The sequence below is a fragment of the Kitasatospora sp. NPDC056800 genome (assembly GCF_042789775.1).
In the GTDB taxonomy this organism is placed as follows: Bacteria; Actinomycetota; Actinomycetes; order Streptomycetales; family Streptomycetaceae; genus Kitasatospora.
The window spans coordinates 1-17,792 of sequence record NZ_JBHUAL010000203.1; the positions used below are offsets into that span (position 1 = coordinate 1).

The 17,792-nt window shown below is 73.1% G+C and carries 21 protein-coding genes and 1 pseudogene; 9 read left to right on the forward strand and 13 right to left on the reverse strand.

The features are described from left to right. Positions 1-24 precede the first annotated feature (24 nt). The 3 genes and pseudogenes from ACFRQN_RS32800 to ACFRQN_RS32810 form a co-directional block, all read right to left on the reverse strand. The gene (locus ACFRQN_RS32800) at positions 25-144 is read right to left on the reverse strand and encodes a class III lanthipeptide (RefSeq protein WP_220449990.1); all 120 of its coding nucleotides are present in this window, start codon (positions 142-144) and stop codon (positions 25-27) included. Between the two features lie 350 nt (positions 145-494). Next, a complete protein-coding gene (locus ACFRQN_RS32805; protein ID WP_380743996.1) occupies positions 495-1,697 on the reverse strand; it encodes an Ig-like domain repeat protein in 1,203 nt (400 codons plus the stop codon). A gap of 483 nt (positions 1,698-2,180) precedes the next feature. Next, positions 2,181-3,344 (reverse strand): annotated as a pseudogene (locus ACFRQN_RS32810) (rhodanese-like domain-containing protein); the annotation flags it as partial. A gap of 647 nt (positions 3,345-3,991) precedes the next feature. Between ACFRQN_RS32810 and ACFRQN_RS32815 the strand changes: the two are divergent. The 3 genes from ACFRQN_RS32815 to ACFRQN_RS32825 all read left to right on the forward strand — a co-directional run bounded on the left by ACFRQN_RS32815 (position 3,992) and on the right by ACFRQN_RS32825 (position 7,041). After that, the gene (locus tag ACFRQN_RS32815) at positions 3,992-4,747 is read left to right on the forward strand and encodes a DUF5131 family protein (RefSeq protein ID WP_074002993.1); all 756 of its coding nucleotides are present in this window, start codon (positions 3,992-3,994) and stop codon (positions 4,745-4,747) included. A 90-nt stretch (positions 4,748-4,837) separates the two neighbouring features. Beyond that, complete coding sequence (locus ACFRQN_RS32820; protein ID WP_380743998.1) at positions 4,838-5,932, forward strand: three-Cys-motif partner protein TcmP; 1,095 nt, start codon at positions 4,838-4,840, stop codon at positions 5,930-5,932. A 221-nt stretch (positions 5,933-6,153) separates the two neighbouring features. Then, positions 6,154-7,041, forward strand: coding sequence for a Rieske 2Fe-2S domain-containing protein (locus ACFRQN_RS32825; protein WP_380744000.1), 888 nt, complete (start codon positions 6,154-6,156; stop codon positions 7,039-7,041). 45 nt (positions 7,042-7,086) lie between these two features. Here ACFRQN_RS32825 and ACFRQN_RS32830 read toward each other — a convergent pair whose 3' ends face one another. The 7 genes from ACFRQN_RS32830 to ACFRQN_RS32860 all read right to left on the reverse strand — a co-directional run bounded on the left by ACFRQN_RS32830 (position 7,087) and on the right by ACFRQN_RS32860 (position 12,895). Beyond that, complete coding sequence (locus ACFRQN_RS32830; protein WP_079272231.1) at positions 7,087-8,082, reverse strand: iron-containing redox enzyme family protein; 996 nt, start codon at positions 8,080-8,082, stop codon at positions 7,087-7,089. After that, entirely contained in the window at positions 8,079-8,384 is a 306-nt protein-coding gene (locus ACFRQN_RS32835) for a hypothetical protein (RefSeq protein WP_074002996.1), read from the reverse strand. Before ACFRQN_RS32835 ends, ACFRQN_RS32830 begins: the two co-directional genes overlap by 4 nt. Positions 8,385-8,549: 165 nt before the next feature. Further along, positions 8,550-9,365 carry a SigB/SigF/SigG family RNA polymerase sigma factor gene (locus tag ACFRQN_RS32840; protein ID WP_107418763.1) on the reverse strand — a complete coding sequence of 272 codons (816 nt, stop codon included), beginning with the start codon at positions 9,363-9,365 and terminating at the stop codon, positions 8,550-8,552. 355 nt (positions 9,366-9,720) lie between these two features. Then, a complete protein-coding gene (locus ACFRQN_RS32845) occupies positions 9,721-10,080 on the reverse strand; it encodes an ATP-binding protein (RefSeq protein WP_380744003.1) in 360 nt (119 codons plus the stop codon). Between the two features lie 428 nt (positions 10,081-10,508). Next, positions 10,509-11,069: a hemerythrin domain-containing protein gene (locus tag ACFRQN_RS32850; RefSeq protein WP_074002998.1), complete on the reverse strand. Its 561-nt coding sequence runs from the start codon at positions 11,067-11,069 to the stop codon at positions 10,509-10,511. A 590-nt stretch (positions 11,070-11,659) separates the two neighbouring features. Next, positions 11,660-12,118 carry an SRPBCC family protein gene (locus ACFRQN_RS32855; protein ID WP_049649659.1) on the reverse strand — a complete coding sequence of 153 codons (459 nt, stop codon included), beginning with the start codon at positions 12,116-12,118 and terminating at the stop codon, positions 11,660-11,662. Positions 12,119-12,208: 90 nt separating this feature from the next. Next, the gene (locus ACFRQN_RS32860; RefSeq protein ID WP_380744006.1) at positions 12,209-12,895 is read right to left on the reverse strand and encodes an STAS domain-containing protein; all 687 of its coding nucleotides are present in this window, start codon (positions 12,893-12,895) and stop codon (positions 12,209-12,211) included. Between the two features lie 167 nt (positions 12,896-13,062). Between ACFRQN_RS32860 and ACFRQN_RS32865 the strand changes: the two genes are divergently transcribed. Further along, positions 13,063-13,356, forward strand: coding sequence for a helix-turn-helix domain-containing protein (locus ACFRQN_RS32865; protein ID WP_074003000.1), 294 nt, complete (start codon positions 13,063-13,065; stop codon positions 13,354-13,356). Between the two features lie 146 nt (positions 13,357-13,502). On the opposite strand, the gene ACFRQN_RS32870 is transcribed toward ACFRQN_RS32865, so the two are convergent. The 3 genes from ACFRQN_RS32870 to ACFRQN_RS32880 all read right to left on the reverse strand — a co-directional run bounded on the left by ACFRQN_RS32870 (position 13,503) and on the right by ACFRQN_RS32880 (position 14,945). Beyond that, positions 13,503-13,676: a hypothetical protein gene (locus ACFRQN_RS32870; RefSeq protein ID WP_158077713.1), complete on the reverse strand. Its 174-nt coding sequence runs from the start codon at positions 13,674-13,676 to the stop codon at positions 13,503-13,505. 356 nt (positions 13,677-14,032) lie between these two features. Beyond that, entirely contained in the window at positions 14,033-14,281 is a 249-nt protein-coding gene (locus tag ACFRQN_RS32875; protein WP_143204560.1) for a hypothetical protein, read from the reverse strand. Then, positions 14,256-14,945, reverse strand: a complete 690-nt coding sequence (locus ACFRQN_RS32880; RefSeq protein WP_074003003.1) for a hypothetical protein — start codon at positions 14,943-14,945, stop codon at positions 14,256-14,258. The genes ACFRQN_RS32875 and ACFRQN_RS32880 overlap by 26 nt, the downstream gene beginning before the upstream one ends. 109 nt (positions 14,946-15,054) lie before the next feature. On the opposite strand from ACFRQN_RS32880, the gene ACFRQN_RS32885 reads away from it, so the two are divergent. The 5 genes from ACFRQN_RS32885 to ACFRQN_RS32905 all read left to right on the forward strand — a co-directional run bounded on the left by ACFRQN_RS32885 (position 15,055) and on the right by ACFRQN_RS32905 (position 17,378). Continuing rightward, entirely contained in the window at positions 15,055-15,489 is a 435-nt protein-coding gene (locus tag ACFRQN_RS32885) for an Hsp20/alpha crystallin family protein (protein ID WP_074003004.1), read from the forward strand. A gap of 129 nt (positions 15,490-15,618) precedes the next feature. After that, positions 15,619-15,915 (forward strand): STAS domain-containing protein, encoded by a 297-nt coding sequence (locus tag ACFRQN_RS32890; RefSeq protein WP_074003005.1) that lies wholly within the window; start codon positions 15,619-15,621, stop codon positions 15,913-15,915. Positions 15,916-15,959: 44 nt separating this feature from the next. Beyond that, a complete protein-coding gene (locus tag ACFRQN_RS32895) occupies positions 15,960-16,364 on the forward strand; it encodes a DUF2267 domain-containing protein (protein ID WP_074003006.1) in 405 nt (134 codons plus the stop codon). Positions 16,365-16,428: 64 nt separating this feature from the next. Further along, positions 16,429-16,827, forward strand: a complete 399-nt coding sequence (locus tag ACFRQN_RS32900) for a DUF2267 domain-containing protein (protein ID WP_074003007.1) — start codon at positions 16,429-16,431, stop codon at positions 16,825-16,827. 302 nt (positions 16,828-17,129) lie between these two features. Continuing rightward, positions 17,130-17,378 (forward strand): hypothetical protein, encoded by a 249-nt coding sequence (locus tag ACFRQN_RS32905; protein ID WP_049649652.1) that lies wholly within the window; start codon positions 17,130-17,132, stop codon positions 17,376-17,378. Positions 17,379-17,792 lie beyond the last annotated feature (414 nt).

Sequence of the window (17,792 nt, forward strand, 5' to 3'; positions counted from 1 at the left end):
CGCCCCCCGCACGGACCCGTCCGGCTACGGCTGGCCGGGCTCGCTGGGCTTGCAGCAGGCGCTGCTGCTGCTCGTCAGGCTGAGGACGGCCACGGCGCTCATCTTGACGCGGGCCTCGATGTTCTGGAGCTTGAGGACACTCATTCGGGTCGTCTCCTGGGAGATCGAGTGCGCGGGACGCGCAGCGAGGGTGGGATTCGCACCGGCCGGTGGTCGGTACGAGCCCGGACCGTGATGCCTCCGCGGTCCGGGTGATGGCGAGTCTCGTCGTGGCACACCGGGTACCGGTAGGGGCTGATAGTTGTCATGGTCTTTCGACCGGCTCGGCCGCAGACTGAAAAGCTGTTGTCCTTCCGGGCCCCGGGCGCGACGGAGGCGGGGCCCGCGATTCGTCCTCGCGGGCCCCGCCTGGTGTCACACTGTCATCTGTGCCGGCAGCAGTGCTCGTTGCCGTTGACGAGGGTGTGCCCCTCGGTGCTGCTGCGGCGTTCTGATCAGGGGTCCACCGTCACGGTGATGGTCTCGGGGTCGGCACTGTTGTCCTGGTACACCGAGTCACCGCTGTAGACGGCGGTGATGGTGTGGGTGCCCGCGGTGCGGAAGGCGGTGACCGTCCCGCCGGCGGCGCAGGTGCCGAGGGAGAGGATCAGGCGTCCCGTGCCGAGGACCGTCCCGGTGGTGGTGTCGGTGAACGTGACGGTTCCGGTGGGCCTGGTCGTGGAGCCCGCGCCGGGGCAGACGATGTCGCTGAGCACGACCGGCGAGCCGGTCCGGGTGCGCTGGGGCAGCGCGGTCAGGGTCGTGGTGATCGGCTTGCCCACGGTGTAGCTGATGACCACCTGGCCGTTGTGGTTCGCCGTCCCGATCGTCGAGGCCGCATAGGACGTTCCGGTGCCCGACGGGGCCGCGAAGCTGCTTCCCCCACCGCCACCGCCGCCGCTCGCCTCCGTGCCGGTTCTGTTGACGGCACCGCTGCCGCCGCCCCCGCCGGCGAAGTACCCGCCGCCACCGCCACCGCCCGCACCGGTGGCAGTGGCGGCACAGCCGCCGTCGATCGCTCCGCCGGCGCCGCCGGTGCCGATCGTGGTACCGGCGAACCCGCCTCCCGGCCCACCCGGTGTGGCGATACAGGACGGGACGGTGCCGGCGGCCCCGCCCGCACCACCCGTGGTCGTGCTGGTGCTGCCGCCGCCCCCACCGTGCCCCGCCGCGGCCCCGGGGCCGGTGGCGCTTCCCGTGGTACCGCCGGTGGCATCGGGCGTCGTCCCGCCGTTGCCCCCGTTGCCGCCCGACAGGCCGCTCCCGGTACCCCCGGCGGCACCGCCGCCCCCCGCGACCACCAGGAAGGAGCCCACGCTGACGCTGGAAGCCCCGCCCCCGCCCGGCCCTTCCGCCCCGAACCCGGTGGCCGCGATGCCCCCACCCGGAGCGCCGCCGTTGAACCCGCCGGCACCCCCCGAACCCGTGCCGTTGCAGCCCTTGCCGCCCGTGCCGCCGACGTTGACGGTGACCGTCGTCGGCGCGGTGGTCTGCGGGAGAGTGGTGACGACCCGCGCCCCCGTCCCGCCCGTCCCCGTGACGGAACAGGAGGTGCCGATGTTGTCGGCACCGCCCGCGCCGTCGGCGGTGATCGTGACCACCGCCTGGGCCGGGATGGTGAGGCTCTGCGGGGCACCGGTGAAACCGAAGGTGACCACCGGGTCGGCCCCTCGGGTCCGCACCGGGGCGGTGGCCGGCGCGGACCCCGTGGCCGCGGCGGTCGCGGGGCTCAGCCCGGTCCCGGCCAGCGCCACGCACACCCCTGCCACGACCCCGGCCCGCCACCACCGCGCACGGGCCTGGGCGCCTGCCTCTCCCTCGACGACGGGATGTCCTGGGGCATGGTGTCTGATCACTGCTGTCTCCCGATGGGACGGCTTGAGGTGAGACTTCGGGGTGCTGGATCACGCACCCCGTGCAGCGGTGGTGTCCCTGCTCCGGAGCGTGATCAACAGGGACAGCGTGACGACCGGACGGCCCTTGTGCCCCGATTGCTCCGACAGCGGCATGCCACACACCATCACACTGGGCGGCACACGAACTCACTGAGCTGGTCACGGGCGGATGACTTCGCGGAGATCGTCGGCCGGCGGGCGACTCCGCGCCCGCGGCCCGGACGGGGTTGGCCGGGTCGGCTGGGGTCAGGCCCGGGTGGGGTGGGTGAGGGTGTGCCAGGCGGTGTAGCCGCCGAGGAGGTCGGAGACGTCGGGGTGGCCGTGGTGGCGCAGCAGGCTGGCGGCGATGGAGGAGCGGTGGCCGCTGGCGCAGTGGACGACGAGGGGGTGGTCGGTGGGGATCTCGTCGAGGCGGGTGGGGAGTTCGGTCAGGGGGATGTGGAGGGATCCTTCGATGGTGCCGGTTTCGCGTTCGCCGCAGGTGCGGACGTCGAGGACGGTGGGGGGCTGTTCGGCGAAGCGGCCGTCGAGGGGGACGTTGACGGCGCCGCGCAGGTGTCCGGCGCCGAAGTCCTGGGGGTTGCGGGCGTCGAGGACGACGGCGCCCGCGGTTCGGGCGTCCTTGAAGCCTTCGGGGCACAGGGGGCGGGTGGCGTTCGTGCGGTCGAGCAGCGGGCGGTCCTGCCGGTTGAGGGCGGCGTCGTGGCCGAAGTAGGCGGGGGCGGCGGACTGGCCGGCGGTGACGATGCGGACGAAGGTGTCCTGGTCCATCGGCTGGCAGGCGTAGTTGGTCATGCGCTGCGCGCCGATGGTGGACTGGCGGTCGGTGGAGAGGTTCTTGCCGCAGGCCGAGCCGGCGCCGTGGGCGGGGAAGACGAGGGTCTCGTCGGGCAGGGCCATCAGCTTGCGGTGGACGCTGTCGTAGAGCATCGCGCCGAGTTCGGCGGCGGTGACGCCGACCGAGGCGAGCAGGTCGGGGCGGCCGACGTCGCCGATGAACAGGGCGTCGCCGGTGAGCACGCCGTACGGGACGGTGTCGTCGGGCTGCTCGAAGACCAGGATGCTGATCGACTCGGGCGTGTGGCCGGGGGTTTCCAGGATCTCCAGGACGACGTCGCCGAGTTCGATCCGCTCGCCGTCGGTGAGGTGGCGGATGGGGTAGTCGGTCTCCGCGCGGTGGCCGTAGCCGATCCAGGCGCCGGTGCGGTCGGCGAGTTCGAGGTGGCCGGCGAGGAAGTCGGCGTGGAAGTGGGTGTTGATGACGCCGACGACGGTCAGGCCGCGTGCCGTGGCGTCGGCGAGGTACTCGTCGACATCCCGGCGGGGGTCGACGATCACGGCCTGGCCGGTGCGCTCGTCGGCGATCAGGTACGAGGCCTGGGAGAGGCAGTCGAGGTAGAACTGGGCGAACTATGTCAACCGATCCGGTAGGGAGATCGTATAGGCGAGGGAGAGGCTGGGGAAGGGGGGCAGGGTGCGGGCCAGGTACGCGATCAAGCCGCTGCCCAGGTATGCACAAGCAGTGCGGAGCATGCGGTTGACACCCCGGACAGGACTATGCTGACCTGCGAAAATGCCTCCCCCGATCTACTGTCAGGGCTGCCGCCCGGCGAACACAGGACGCTCTTGAGCAGCTCGCGCAGGAAAGCTGCGGGCAGGCCTCCGGGCGTCCCATGGCGACTCGGCATGGTCGACGAGTGCTCTCATGTGTCCGCGTGTACAGCAGGGTCTACTCATCCTGATGCTGACCTCTTGCTGACCTTGTCTGATTATGCGTCAGCTCGGGATTCCATTCCGGTTGCCGCGCATCGCGACCTCCCTGCCGACCGCCTTCCCGCCCCCGAGCCACAGCGCCGAGGCCGACGGACGGCATCAGCCCGGGAGTCGCCAACGTACTCCGGCACCGGCCGAACTCCGTTCCGCCGGCTCGGCCGGAGGAGCCATCGGCCTGGCCTGCGGGTTCGACACCGGTGGTGTAGGCGGAGGAAGGTAGGCGGTTGGCGGCCCTCGCCGGACAACGGTCGGCGCGAGGCCCGGCACGGCAGTGAGGAGCGGCAGTGAGCGATCGAAGCGCGATCGAGTGGACGGAAGCGACCTGGAACCCGACCACCGGATGCGACCGGGTCTCCGCCGGCTGCGACAACTGCTACGCCCTGACCCTGGCCAAGCGGCTGAAGGCCATGGGCGCCGCCAAGTACCAGACGGACGGTGACCCTCGAACGTCCGGACCCGGCTTCGGTCTTGCGCTGCATCCGGACGCGCTCGACGTCCCGAAGCGCTGGCACAGCCCCCGGGTCGTGTTCGTGAACTCGATGAGCGACCTCTTCCATGCCCGGGTGCCGCTCCCGTTCGTCCGGGACGTGTTCCAGGTGATCGCCGACACCCCCCAGCACACCTACCAGGTGCTGACGAAGCGCTCCGTGCGCCTTCGCCGGGCCGCCGGCCGACTGAAGTGGCCGGACAACTTGTGGATGGGAGTGTCGGTCGAGGACGAGAGCCAGCTGGATCGCATCGACGATCTGCGAGCCGTCCCGGCCGCGGTCCGGTTCCTCTCCCTGGAGCCGCTGCTCGGACCGCTGCCGGAACTGGACCTCGACGGCATCGGCTGGGTGATCGTCGGCGGCGAGTCGGGCCCCGGCCACCGCCCGATGGACCCCGCGTGGGTCGCCACCGTCCGCGACGCCTGCCAGGCGGCCGGCGTGCCGTTCTTCTTCAAGCAGTGGGGCGGCCGCAACCCCAAGGCTCGCGGCCGTGACCTCAACGGCCGTACCTGGGACGAGATGCCCGTACGGGGGCCGCTCGTGGCGCCCTGATCCAGTGCGCCGTGCACGCCCTCTGTTCGCGCCGTGACGATTGTGTGATCCTGCCTCCGGCAGCGACGGCTCACCGCACCGGGGAGACACATGGCGGCACCGAAGGACGTCATCTGGCCACGCGACCCGCACACCGCCGCCAAGCACGCCCTGCTGCGGCGCTACCTCCAGGCCTGGGCACCGATCATGCTCAGCCGCAACGAGATCATCACCTATGCCGAGGGCTTCGCGGGCCCCGGCGTCTACCGCGACGGCGAACCCGGCTCCCCTGTCGTCGCCCACCAGGTCTTCTCCGGAGCGCTTCGGCGCAGCCCCCGGCGCGTGAAGATGGTACTGGTCGAGGAGGACGCCCGGCGCAGGACCGAGCTGGAACGCCGCATCGAGGCGGCCGCAGGCACCCACGGGCCCCGGAGCGGCCGACTGGACGTGCACGTAGCACAGGGCCGGTGCCATCCCGACCTGCTGCAGCAGCTCGCCCTAGCCGGCAGTCTGAACCACCCCATGTTCGTCCTGCTCGACGGCTTCGGCGGTCCGGAGATCCCGTTCCCCCTCCTGCGACGGATCGCCACCCAGCGCCGCAGCGAGGTGATGGTCACCTTCCAACCCGCCTTCCTCGTCCGCTTCGCCGGCAAGGACGAACGCCACCGCGCGGCCGGCGACGCCTTCTTCGGCGACAGCGACTGGCACGGCGTTTTCCAGCAGCCCTCCTCCGCGAAGGCCGCCTACCTGCGCGACCGCTACCGCGAGTCCCTCGGACGCGCCGGGTTCCAGCACACCCTGGTCTTCGAGATGATCGACGAGGCCGGCCACCTCCTCTACCTGATCTTCGGCACCCGCCACGAGCGGGGCGTGGAGAAGATGAAGGAGGCCATGTGGGTCGTCGACACCACCTCCGGCGTGCGCTACCGCGACCCCAAGGACCCCAACCAGCAGGCCCTCGACCTCGAACTCGAACCCGACACCGGCCCCCTGCGCCGCATCCTGCTCGACCACCTGCGCACCGCCCCCGCCGCCCGCAGCGTCGACCAGCTCAAGAAGTACGCCCTCCTGGAGACCGTCTACCGCCCCACCCAGGTCATACCGCTCCTCAAGAGGATGCGCGACGACCGGGACATCGACGTCTCCCCGGGCCGGATCACCGGAGCCAGCACCGTCACCGCGCTCCGCCAGGCCGCCCTGTTCTGAAAAACGGTCTCGGCGCGGCCCGACGGCGTCGCCACGGTCTCCTGAGCCAGGGCCCGACGGCGTTGCGCCTGCCGCCCCCGCGGCCACGGAGGGACGGCGCCGACCCCGCTCTCCGGTCACGGTCGGGCTTACGGCCACTCTCGTACGCCTGCCCGGACCGGCTCCCGGACACACCCTGCCGTCCGGGTTTGCCGGTCCGGTGCCTGGCTAGCCGCTCTGGTATGGAAAACACACCCCTGCACACCCGCCGGTGGTCCCGCCGACTGCGCCAAGCCCTGGACGCACCGGAGCACTGGGACCTCCTCGACGCTCCGGCCCGCCCTCTCGCCAAGGCGGTCGAGGCCCTCCCGCTCGGGCCCTACCGAGACGCGCTGCACGGCGTGTGGCTGGGCCACCCGCTCCACCCCGCGATGGTCCAGCTGCCGATCGGCTTCTGGACGTCCGCCGCAGTACTGGACTACCTCCCCGGCGGGCACCGGTCCGCCGACACCCTGGTGGCGGCCGGACTGCTGACCGCCGGGCCCACCGCCCTCACCGGCTGGGTGGACTGGGCCCGGCTCGACCCGCCGCGCCGCCGCACCGGCCTGGTGCACGCGCTGGGCAACACCACCGGTGTGCTGCTCTACGCCGGCTCGCTCGTGGCCCGCTGCCGGGGGCACCGGGCCCGCGGCCGGCTGCTCGGCCTGGCCGGGGCGACCGTCGTCTCAGCCGCCGCCGCGCTCGGCGGGCACCTGGCCTACCGGCAGGCCGCCGGCCCCGACCGGGCCGCCGCCGTGCCTCGCCTGGCGCCCGCGGACTGGGTCGCCCTCGGCGCGGTGGAGGACTTCCCGGAGGGGAAGCCCGTGCGGGCGACGGCCGGCGAACTGGCCGTGGTCGTGGTCCGCGAGGGCGACCGCTGCCACGTGCTGGCCGAGCGCTGCGCCCACCTGTCCGGGCCGCTCTCCGAGGGCTCCCTCGTGGAGGGCTGTCTGCGCTGCCCCTGGCACGGCAGCACGTTCCGGCTCCGGGACGGCGAAGTGGTGCACGGCCCGGCCACCGCACCCCAGCCGGTCATGGAGACCCGAGTACTTTCCGGGCATCTGGAGATCCGGCTCCCCGCAGCCGGCTGACCATCCTTCCCGGTCGGACCGCGCGAGGTCGCGGGCGGGCTCGATTCAGCCCGTGCCGTCCGGGAGGGGTGAGCGAAGCGAGCTGCGTCCGGCCCTCCAGTGGTCGAGCAAGTGGTTCGCGAAGCGCCCGCCGACCACCCCGGCCGCGGCCACGCCGAACGCCACGTCCCTGGCGAACTCGGGCTCGGCCGCGACCAGTTCCTCGATGACCCCGCGGCGCACGAGTTGCTCGTGGACGGCGTCCGCCTCGACGTGCTCGCGGTAGAAGAGGGTGCCGTCCGGGCCGCCGCCGAGCCGTTCCAACGCCGCCGCCAAGCGGGCGGAGCCGGGCGAGGAAGTGATCTCGACGGTCGCGAAGTGCCCGACGGCCGCCCCGCGCATCGCCCGGTGCAGGCCGAAGAGCGTCATCAGGTTGACCACGGCCAGGGTCGGCGCCGGCACGAAGTCCAGGTAGTGCCCGTAGCCGGGGTCGAGGCCGAAGGCGGCCATCATCCGCTCGAAGAGCCGGGCGTGGGCCCGCTCCGGCCGTCCGGCGCCGTACTCGTCGTAGAGGATCGCCGTCAGCACCGCCTGTGCGGGCCCATGGATCCTCGGCAGCATCCACAGCTGCGGGTCCGCCTCCTTGAGGTGGTAGACCGATCGGTGCACCAGGTACTCGCGGGCGTGCCGGCGCTCACCCTCGGCGAGCAGGAAGTGCGACGGGCCGGTGCCGTCGGGCGGCTCGGTGAGCAGTGCTTCGAACGCGTCCCGCAAGGGCGGCGCGGGCTCCGCCTCCGCACGCACCGCGGCCAGGAACGAGCGCTCCAACCCCTGGCGGAATCTCAGGAGTTCGGGATCCCACTCCCAGTCGTCCAGGACCCCGGGCAGCCCGCGGTCGTGGAGCTCGTAGCAGAGGTGCAGGGCCAGCTGATGGTCCTCGCCCCACGGCTCGTCGAACGGGCCGGGCGGTGTGGGCAGACAGCCCGCTCCGGGCGGTCCGGAGGTGAGCAGGGCCGTCAACGCCGCCGACAGCGGACCGCGCGACGCGGGCAGCGCGTTCACCCTTCCTCCTGGCGGCCTTCGGCGCAGGCACAGAGCACCGCGAAGGCGATGGTCAGGGTCAGGGCCCAGCAGCCCGTGAAGACCCACAGAAACGGCGCCTCGGACGTCCCCAGGCCTGCCCCGAGCAGGCCCAGCGACAGCAGGGCGAGCGCCAGCACGGTCCGCGGCCGCACGCCGCGCAGCACGTCCCAGGCCCGGCCGCGCAGGCGGAACCCGACGACGCGAAGCCTCAGCTCCAGGACGTGGTCCCGGCGCAGCCCCCGCTCGATCCCGCGCAGCTCCACCCGCTCACGCCGATCCATCCGTCCGCCTCCTCGCGCCGCCGTCCCCATGGTCCGCCGCTGCGGCTACCCGGGTTCCGCGTTCGCTAACGCCCCGGCCCCGCCCGAAGCCGGACGGCCAGCAGACAGGCTCAAGGGCGGGCGGCCTGAAGCCGCACGCCGGAACCGCGGCTCGCCTGGTCGGCCTCAGCCGACTCCCTCCGGCTCCGGTCCGTCGGCCCAGCCGTCGGCGTCCAGGTCGTCCAACTGCTCGCGCAGCAGGGCGAGGGTGGCACTGAGCAGCCGGGAGACGTGCATCTGGGAGACGCCGATCCGGTCCGCTATCCGGGACTGGGTGCAGCCGTCCCAGAACCGCAGCTTGAGGACGGTCTGCTCGCGCTCCGGCAGGCGGGCCAGCAGCGGGCGGACGGCGGTGCGGAAGTCGGCGAGTTCGATGCCGGGGTCGCAACCGCCGAGCCGGTCGAGCAGGGCGCTGCCGGTCTCGTCGGCCTCCTGATCGCGCAGCGCGTCCAGGGAGCTGGGGCGGCAGGCCCGGCCCGCCAGCAGCCCCTCGGCGGCCTGCTCGACGGTGAGGTGCAGGTCCTCGGCGATCTCCTCGGGCCGCGGTTGCCGGCCGAGTTCCTGCTCCAGGCGGTCGGAGCCGCGGACGACGGCGAGGTAGAGCTCCTGCGTACCGCGCGGGACGCGCACCGGCCAGGAGGTGTCGCGGAAGAACCGCTTGATCTCGCCGGTGATGGTGGGGATCGCGTAGGTGACGAACTCCAGGCCGCGCCGCGGGTCGTAGCCGTCGACCGCCTTGATCAGGCCGATCGTGCCGACCTGGAGGATGTCCTCCATGTCCTCGGCCCGGTGCCGGTAGCGGGCGGCGATGAAGCGCACCAGCGGCATGTTGAGCTCGATGATCGTGCCGCGGACGTAGCTGTAGGCGCGGCTCTCGCGGGCCAGCCCGGCCAGCCGCCCGAACAGCGCGTCGCTCAGCTCCCGCGCCTCGGACTTCCCCATACGGCGGAGTTCAGCCGCCGTGGGCCGTCGCGGCAGATCGGGCGGCAGACCCGCAGGGACGGCTTCGCGATCGGTGGTTTCCACACGGATAGACACTGGATCTCCAGGGCATCGGCATCACGCCCGGCGACACGTGTGGGGCTCACACCCCATGCGTCGCGGACTCCTTTCCCAGAACCTGTGCCCGGCTTCTTCAAGCGCGGTCCCGGTGGCACCGTCCACGGTGCTGCGGCAGCCGGACGGATCACGGCCGCTCTCTGAGGCTTCTACCCCGGAATCGGTTCCCGACTCAGGATCCGAGCTCTCTCTTGCCGAGCCGACCTCGGATGGCCACCCAGCGTCCCGGGCCCGGTCCTCAGGCCGAGCACTCTCGGTGGTTCGGCGGACCCGGCGGGAACCCAATCTCCAGCCAGACCACCTTGCCCCCGCCCTCGGGCGCGCAGCCCCAAGACCCCGCAAGTCGCTCCACCACGCGGAGACCGTGTCCGCCCGGTCGGCCCGGGTCGGCGTGCGGGCGCAGCTCGGGCGGCACCGGGCTGGTGTCCGTGACCTCCGCCCGCAGACGGCGCCCGTCCCAGCTCAGCCGCAGTTCGCCCGGCCCACCGGAGGTGTGCAGGCAGGCATTGGCGACCAGTTCGGCGACCATCAGCAGGAGGTCCTCGGCGACCCCCAGCCGTTCCTCGTCCGCGGTCGGCAGCCAGGACCAGGACCGCAAGGCCTCCCGACTGAAATCACGGCCCGCCTGCACGGCGCCCTCCCGACCGGAGAACACGAACCGCTTGGTCTCCCCCGCGCCCGGAGCCCCCGGGTTCACCGGGACTCCGACCGGGCCTGCCGTTCCGATCGGCCCTGTCAGCGGCACTTGCCGGAAGCGGTCCATGCCTGGCCTCCTCTCCTCGGCCCGGTCCGGCCATGCCCAGCGCCTGCCCGAGCGGGTCGCGGCTACACGTCCACGGGACGGAACGCGCGCCGCTGATCACCGCCCGGCCCCGCGAACGACTCCTGACCTGGAGGGGGTCGGACCGGCGGCTGATCGTAGCCGGCCGCCAGGCAGGTCGACTGCCCCTCCGTCAGCTGGTCGTGTGGATCGGCACCGGTCGGGACCGACCGCACCACGGCCGGGGGTTCGGGTGCCGCCCGGGGTCAGTGCGGCCCGCCCGGGGTCAGGAAGTCCCGCACCCGCTCGGCGGCTGAGCGCTCGGGGGACGGCAGGCGGTCCGCCGGGCGTGCGGTGGGCGGCTGGTGGCGGGGCCGGCCGGTGGAGGACTCCTTGGTCTCCCGCGCCCTGATCGCGAGGTCACGCAGCTCGGCCTCGCTCGACACTGCCCGTACGGCCGGGAAGAGTCGCCCCTCCTCGTCGCCGGCGTGCCGGGTGACCTCCTCGATCAGCCGGGCGACCAGCCGATCGAAGCGGGGCGAGGTGACATGGGTCGGGCGGAGCTCCTCCAGCAACGCTTCCACCCCTCGGTGGTCGGCGAGTTCGCGTTCCACCAAGGCCTGCCCGTCGGCCAACCGGTCACGGGCGAGCGGATAGAGATGCTGCTCCTCGGCCCGGGTATGGCGGACCAGTTGATCGGTCACGAGGTCGGCCAGGTCCTTGCGCTGCGGGTCCCCACTGGGGATGCCGCTGAGTTCGCTGAAGTGGACCAGCACGGACCGGTGGTCGGCGGTCAGCTGCTCCAGTAGGTCTTCGTCGTGGTGCACGGCGGACGCTCCGTTCTCTGTCCTTGCCGGTTACGGGGGTCAGCCCGACGGTGCGGTGAAGCCCCGCCTCCGTCGGGCGGGTTTCCATCGCCCCTGCGTGTCCCCGGGAGCCCCGGAGCCAAACAGTCGTCGCACGTGGCCCGCGCTCAGCGCGCGCCAGCGGCCCCGGCCGGGTGCGCAGCGCGGCATCGACTCCCCGGAGGAAGTGTTCGAGGTCACCGGGGTTGCGTGAAGTCACCAGCCGCCAGTTGCCGGCGTCGTCCGTGACCAGCGGTTCGTCGGCCCGGGTGGGGGCTGCGATGTCGACGTGGACGCCGTTCTCGCGCAGGTGCCGTACGGGGACGAGCAGTTCGTCCTGTTCGACGCCGTAGTTCGTCACGATTGCCAGGGCCCTGCCGTGCTGGGTCATTTCTCCTCCTGGTCCGCGGGATGCCTCGGGTGCGCGAACGCGCGCCCCGGGCTCGGCGGGTACCCGCCGCACCCTGGGCCACGCCTGATCAGCCGTTTCCGATCCGACGTCACCGCGGGGCGTGGACCGGCCGCCGGGCGGGTGTCCCGGCGGCCGGTGGCGCGGACGATCGGAAGCGGGTTCAGCCAGGGCTGATCCGGCCCCGCCAGCCGCCCTCCTCCCGGCCGCGTTCCTCGATGAACGTCTTGAACCGCGTCAGGTCCCCCTTCACCCGGCGGTCGACCACACCCGTGACATCGGCGGCCCGCTCCGCCACGCCCTCGGGCCGGAAGTCGATGGCCATGGCGACCCGGGTGTGGTCCTGGTCGAGCTGCCGGAAGGTCACCACGCCCTTCTGGTCGACGTCGCCGCCGGTGGTCCGCCAGGCAATCCGCTCGTCGGGCTGCTGGTCGACGATCTCGGTGTCGAACTCACGGGTGACGCCGCCGATGCTGGTCCGCCAGTGGTTGTGGCGGTCGTCCAGCTGGGTCACCGAGTCGACCCCCTCCATGAAGCGCGGGAACTCCTCGAACAGCGTCCACTGGTTGTAGGCGGTGTGCAGGGGGACGTCCACGTCCACGGACTCCTTCACCATGCTCATCCGGTCCTCCTCCCACGGTACGGCCGGGGATTTCCCGGCCGACCGTGCGCCTGCCCGTCCGCTGCCGGCTCAACCGTCCCGCTCGGATGGTCATCCTCCGTCGGGGCGCGGGGCGGGAAGCGGGCGGTGCCGCAAGGCGTCCTCAACGGTGGGGTGGACGGGGAACAGCGCGGCGGTCCCGGTGAGCTCCAGCACCCGCAGCGTCCGCCCGGAGGGGGCGACCAGCACGAGGGGGATGCCGATGTCCAGCGCGCGCCGACGGGCGGCGAGGAGCAGGTTGAGCCCGGTGCAGGTGAACAGCTCCACACCCGCCAGGTCGACCGCGAGCAGGGCGGGACGCCGGACGAGCGCGGCATCGAGGGCCCGGGCGGCGACGGGCTCGCTGTCCAGGACCATGTCCCCGGTGAAGGAGCACACGAGGGCGTCACCGGCCCGGACGGTCTCCGCCTTCAGGCAGGGCGGCACGGCCCACTCCTCGGGCAGGGAGCCGCACCGCACGGCCGCGCCGGCCCCGCCGTCGACAGCGGCCCGCCCGGGCTGGAGGGACGCGATGCGTTCGAGGTCCTGCCACAGGTCGAGGGCCCGCTCGTGAAGCCCCGCCGCGGTGCGGCTGCCCTCTTCGAGGGCCGTCAGGTAGGCGTCGACGCCGGTGACGGCGTGGCGCACCTGCCGGCACAGCGGCTCCCCGCAGGTGCGGGGGTCCCGACCGCCCTCGCGGGGCGGCCCCAGGCAGTCGACCAGCCGGGACCTCAGCCGTTCCAGCCCGTGCCTGCTCATCGGGTCCATGGAACCATCTCCAGAAGCAGAGCCGCCGGGGAATCCGCGGCGAAGCACTGCGGAGTGCGGCCCTTCCACTCTTCGCCCGTCCGGCAGACATGTCAACCATTGCACGAATCTCCTGTCGTGTATCGGCAGTCGTGAAACAGGAGTCCTATCGTGGAGGAATGGACAACGGCACGACGACCGAACGGCGATGGACCTTCCTGACCAACCACGCCCGCGTGCTGGTCCAGATCGCCCGCGACCCCGGCATCCGCGTGCGCGACATCGCCGCCCGCTGCCTGCTCACCGAACGCGCCGTCCAACGCATCATCGCCGACCTCGAACAGGCCGGATACCTCAGCCACGAACGCCACGGCCGCACCAACCACTACAGCGTCGTCACGAGCAAGCAGCTGCGTCACCCCGCCGACGCCGGCCCCACCATCGCCGAACTCCTCGCCACCCTCCTGCGCTGATGCCCACCGACGGCACGGAGAGCCGACGGCAACGCCGAGGCGGCCGGACGGCCACGGACAGGGCGTGAGCTTCTTGGGAGGCGAGGCGGCGCAGCGCACACAGATAGCCGGGCTTGACCACGACGGGGCGGGACGTCAGGCCGCGGTCAGCGGCTGATCGGCGCGAAGCCGAGAATCCAGCCCAGGGCGCGGGCCGCGCCCGCCGCCCGGACGCGCTCGGGGCCCGGGCGGTCACGGTCGCGCGAGAGCTCGATCGCCGCACGCTCCTCCACCGCGAGGTCGGCGTCGGCCGGCGGGCCGTCCAGGACACGGCCGGTCACCGGCGCCGGCCCCACGTCAGTGCGCGAAACCGGCGGTAGCTCTTTCCTGGGCGCCATGCCGACCAGCCCATGACGGCACGGGCCCTCCAGGGCGATCCTGAGGAACGCCGGCACCGCGCCCGGCACCGGCCGCGCCCAGGTGCTGCGCCGGTTCGTCGCCTACACACAGCCGCCTGTAGCCGCGAAGGCGCTCGGCTACACCGACTTCACCACCGAGCAGGCCGCGACGGACAAGGGGCTACCCGGAGTCGGTACGTCTCCGGAGACCACCAGCGCTGACCGGCCCCCTGGGCGCGCCAGTGGGACACAGGAGCCGGTTCTGACGGCCGGGGTGGTTGCGGTGGTTCCCGGCCTCGTCAGGCCGGCCCGTTGTCCGTCGGCGCGGTTGGGTGACTGTCCGGATCGGGGGCGGGCAGTGGCCAGTCTGGGTGGGCGAGGTGCCGGCGCAGGGCGTCGAGGCGGGCGAGGTGGTGGTCGAGGGCGGCGTTGACGGTGCTCGTGGTGGCGGCCACTCGTGCTTCGAGGCCGTGGATCCGGTCCAGGAGGTCCTGCCAGCGCCTTTCGGCGGTGGCGACAGGGTCAGGCGCGGCGTCGGTCACTGTCATCGCGGATCTGGGTGGTGTGGTGGGTGAGGGCGTCGAGGCGGGTGGCGAGGTCGCCGTGGCCGGAGCCGAGGTGGGGGCGGACGGCGGCGAGGGGCTCTATCAGGTCGGCGGGTTCGGTGGCGCCGAGGGCGGCGGTCAGGGCGGCCTGGGCAGGACGGGCGCCGGGAGCGAGTGCGGCCGTGGTGATCCGCGCGGCGAGGACCCGCAGCTCGGCGGCGTGGTCGCGGGCCCAGACGGTGACCGATCGGTCGGCGGCCCGCCGGTCGCGGACGGCCTTGACCCGTTCCGCGCCGGTACCGGACCGCGAAGCGTCGGCGAAGGCGGGCTTGAGACGCAGGTAGCGGTTCTCGGCGGCCTGGCGGCTGGCGACGCCCATCGGGTGGGCGAGGTCGGCCCAGGTGGCGCCGGCCTCCCGGGCGCTCTCCACCAGGCCGGCCTCCCAGCCGGCGAGTTGGCCGCGCAGCTCGCGCAGCAGGACGAGTGCGGCCAGGGCCTGCTCGGGGCCACCGTGCTCGTCAGGGGTGGTCGGGGGCCGGGACGCGGGGTTCTGGGCGGTGCGGACAGCGTCGTCGATGGCGGCCAGCGCCGCCGCGGCCGCCAGGAACGAGACGGGCTCGACCGGTGGGGAGGCGTCGGGGGCGGCTTTGCGGGACTTCTCGCTCATGCCGTCACTCTATAGGCGACGCGGCAACTTGTCATCGGATGGATGACGCGCTAGAAAGGACTCAGGTGAAGCGCACTGGCACCCATTCGATCCATGGAGGTGTTTCGCAATGCTGCTGCGCACTGACCCGTTCCGCGAGCTGGACCGGCTGACCCAGCAGTTCCTCAACACGACCGGCACCTGGTCGCGTCCCACGCCGATGCCGTTGGACGCCTACCGGGTGGGCGACGAGTACGTGATCTGCTTCGACCTGCCGGGGGTCGACCCGGAGGCGATCGACATCGACGTCGAACGGAACATGGTGACCGTCAAGGCCGAGCGCCGCCCGCGCCAGGACGGCGAGGGCATCAAGTGGGAGCTGTCCGAGCGCCCGCTCGGCGTGTTCTCCCGCCAGGTCATGCTCTCCGACACCCTCGACCCCGCCGGGATCACCGCCGACTACGACGCCGGCGTCCTGACCCTGAAGATCCCGGTCGCCGAGAAGGCCAAGCCCCGCAAGATCGAGATCAGCCACAGCGGAAGCCGCAAGCAGATCCGGGCCTGACCCGATCCCCGATGCCGTTCCGGCCGCCCCCCGATCTCTCCCCCTCGATCGAGAGGGGCGGCCGGAACACCCCCCGACCGTCAGGCCGGCCTACCCGGACCGGCCTACCCGCAGCGACGCGGAAACGCCATGAACGGCCAGAGCAGCAACCAGCCCTTCATCGTGCGAGCCCACGGCGAGATCGACCTCGACGCCGCACCCTCGCTGCGCCGTGCTCTGGCCACCGCGCTCGAGTCGCACCGGGAGGTGGTGCTGGATCTGTCGGAGGTGACGTTCATGGACTGCGCGGGCCTGGGCGCCCTGGTCCGGGCCCGCGCCCAGGCCGACCGGTGCGGTGCCCGCCTGGTCCTGCGCGGGGCCGGCCGCCGCGTCGTGCGGCTGCTCAAGCTGACCGGTCTGCACCGGCGCCTGGCCGTCGAGCCTTGAGGCCACCCGGGCGTGCCGGGCCTCGGGACGGAGGGAGAATCGCGATGACGCTTCGATGGGAGGCGTTCCTGGAGGAGGTCCGGGAGCGCGGTGAGTACGACAGCCCGCAGGAGGCCGAGCGGGCCGCCCGGGTGGTCCTTGCCCTGCTCGGCGCCCACCTGGTCGGCGACGTGCGCGCCGAACTGGCCACCCGACTGCCCGAGACCATGGCCCTGATCCTGCTCAACCCGCTGCAGGCCGCCGAGCCGCTCAACACCGAGCGGTTCGTCCGCGCGACCGCGGCCTGGATCGAGGGCGCCACCGAAGCCACGGCCCCGTGGGACATCGGCGCCGTCCTGTCCACGGTGGCCGACGCCGCCGGCGACGACCTCATGGACCAGGTCCTGCTCCAGCTGCCGCCCGGCTACGACCTGCTGTTCGGCCGCCCGACCGCAAGGACACGGCCCTGACCCTGACCACCCCTCACACGCCGCCGGCCCGCCCGGCGGCCGGCCCCAGGAAGGCCCCACGGTCATGACCCGCTACCGCCACCTCCTCCAGCAGGTCCGCAACCTCGGCCGCTACCCCACCGACGAGGAAGCCGAACGCGCCCTCGACGCCGTCCTGACCCTCCTCGGCTCCCAGCTCACCGGCGACGAACGCTGCGACCTCGCCGCAGCCCTGCCCGAACGGGCCCGCGCCGTCCTCGCCGCCCAGATCCCCCTCCCGTCGCCCGTCACCGCCCCCGCCTTCGTCGAAAGCCTCGCCCACACCCTCGGCACCAGCCTCACCGCCGCCCGCTGGGATGCCTCCTCCGTCCTGGCCGCCCTCACCACCCTCACCGACGACACCCTCACCGACCGCCTCCTCGCCCACCTACCCCGCGGCTACGCCCTGCTGTTCGGCCGCGCCGACCTGGCCGCCGTCGCCTGAAACAGCGGGCCCGACCTGACAGCGCCGGCTGCACGTGCATCCTCACGCCTGTGCGCACAGGGTAGTAGGACGGGCAGAGCTCGCTACTTCACTGAACGCGACCCCACCAGACCCGAAACACCCGGCACCGGAGATCGTCACCGCGGAGCCGCCATGCCCCCGCAGGGCCCGGCATCCACCGTGCAGGCGGCGGCCGGACGGCGAAGGGACTCGGATCAGGTGCCCTTCGTCGGTTCAGGCCCGGAGTTCCCGGGCACCCGCGAGGTATCCCACCGGCAACGACTCACGAAGGAGAGCCCGCCATGACGAAGTCCGGCGACAAGGGCACCCAGCCGAACGAGACAACGCGGGACCGCTCCGCCGAGGAGCGTTCGATCACCTCCCCCACCCCGGCCGACGTCCGGGCGAAAGCGGACGGGATCGTCGGGGCCCGCGAGCGCTCCGCCGAGGAGCGCGGGATCACGGCTCCCACCCCGGCCGACGTCCGGCGCAAGGCCGACTCGGACGACGACGAACCGGAGCCGCCGGCGGCGGACACCGTGGCGCCCTAGGGAGAATCGTGGCCGCCCGGCAAGCCCGCGCCGCTCCTCCCCGGACCGGCGCGCGCCGGGCGGGGACGGCATGTCAGGAGGCCGACTGCGGCGCACACGGCCGCTTCGACGACGAAGCCCGTGATCACGGCGCCCAGCTGTGGGGCTCCCCCTACCAGCCGTCGGCGGGGCCGCGTTCGTCGCCGCCGCGGCCGGCGCGATGGCATCCGGCGCGGCGGCCGCGGTGAGCGGTGCGGACCGTCCGTCCGCTCACCTCCCACCGGCCGCACCGTCCGAGTCGCGGGGGGGCGGGGCCCCGGGCCCCCCCCGCCCGCCCGGCCGCCCGGGGGGGGGGTGGGAGGACAGGGGAGGGGGGGGGCGGCCGCCCGCACACACGGCCCCCCCCCCGCGCGCGGCCAACCCCCCCGGGGCCGC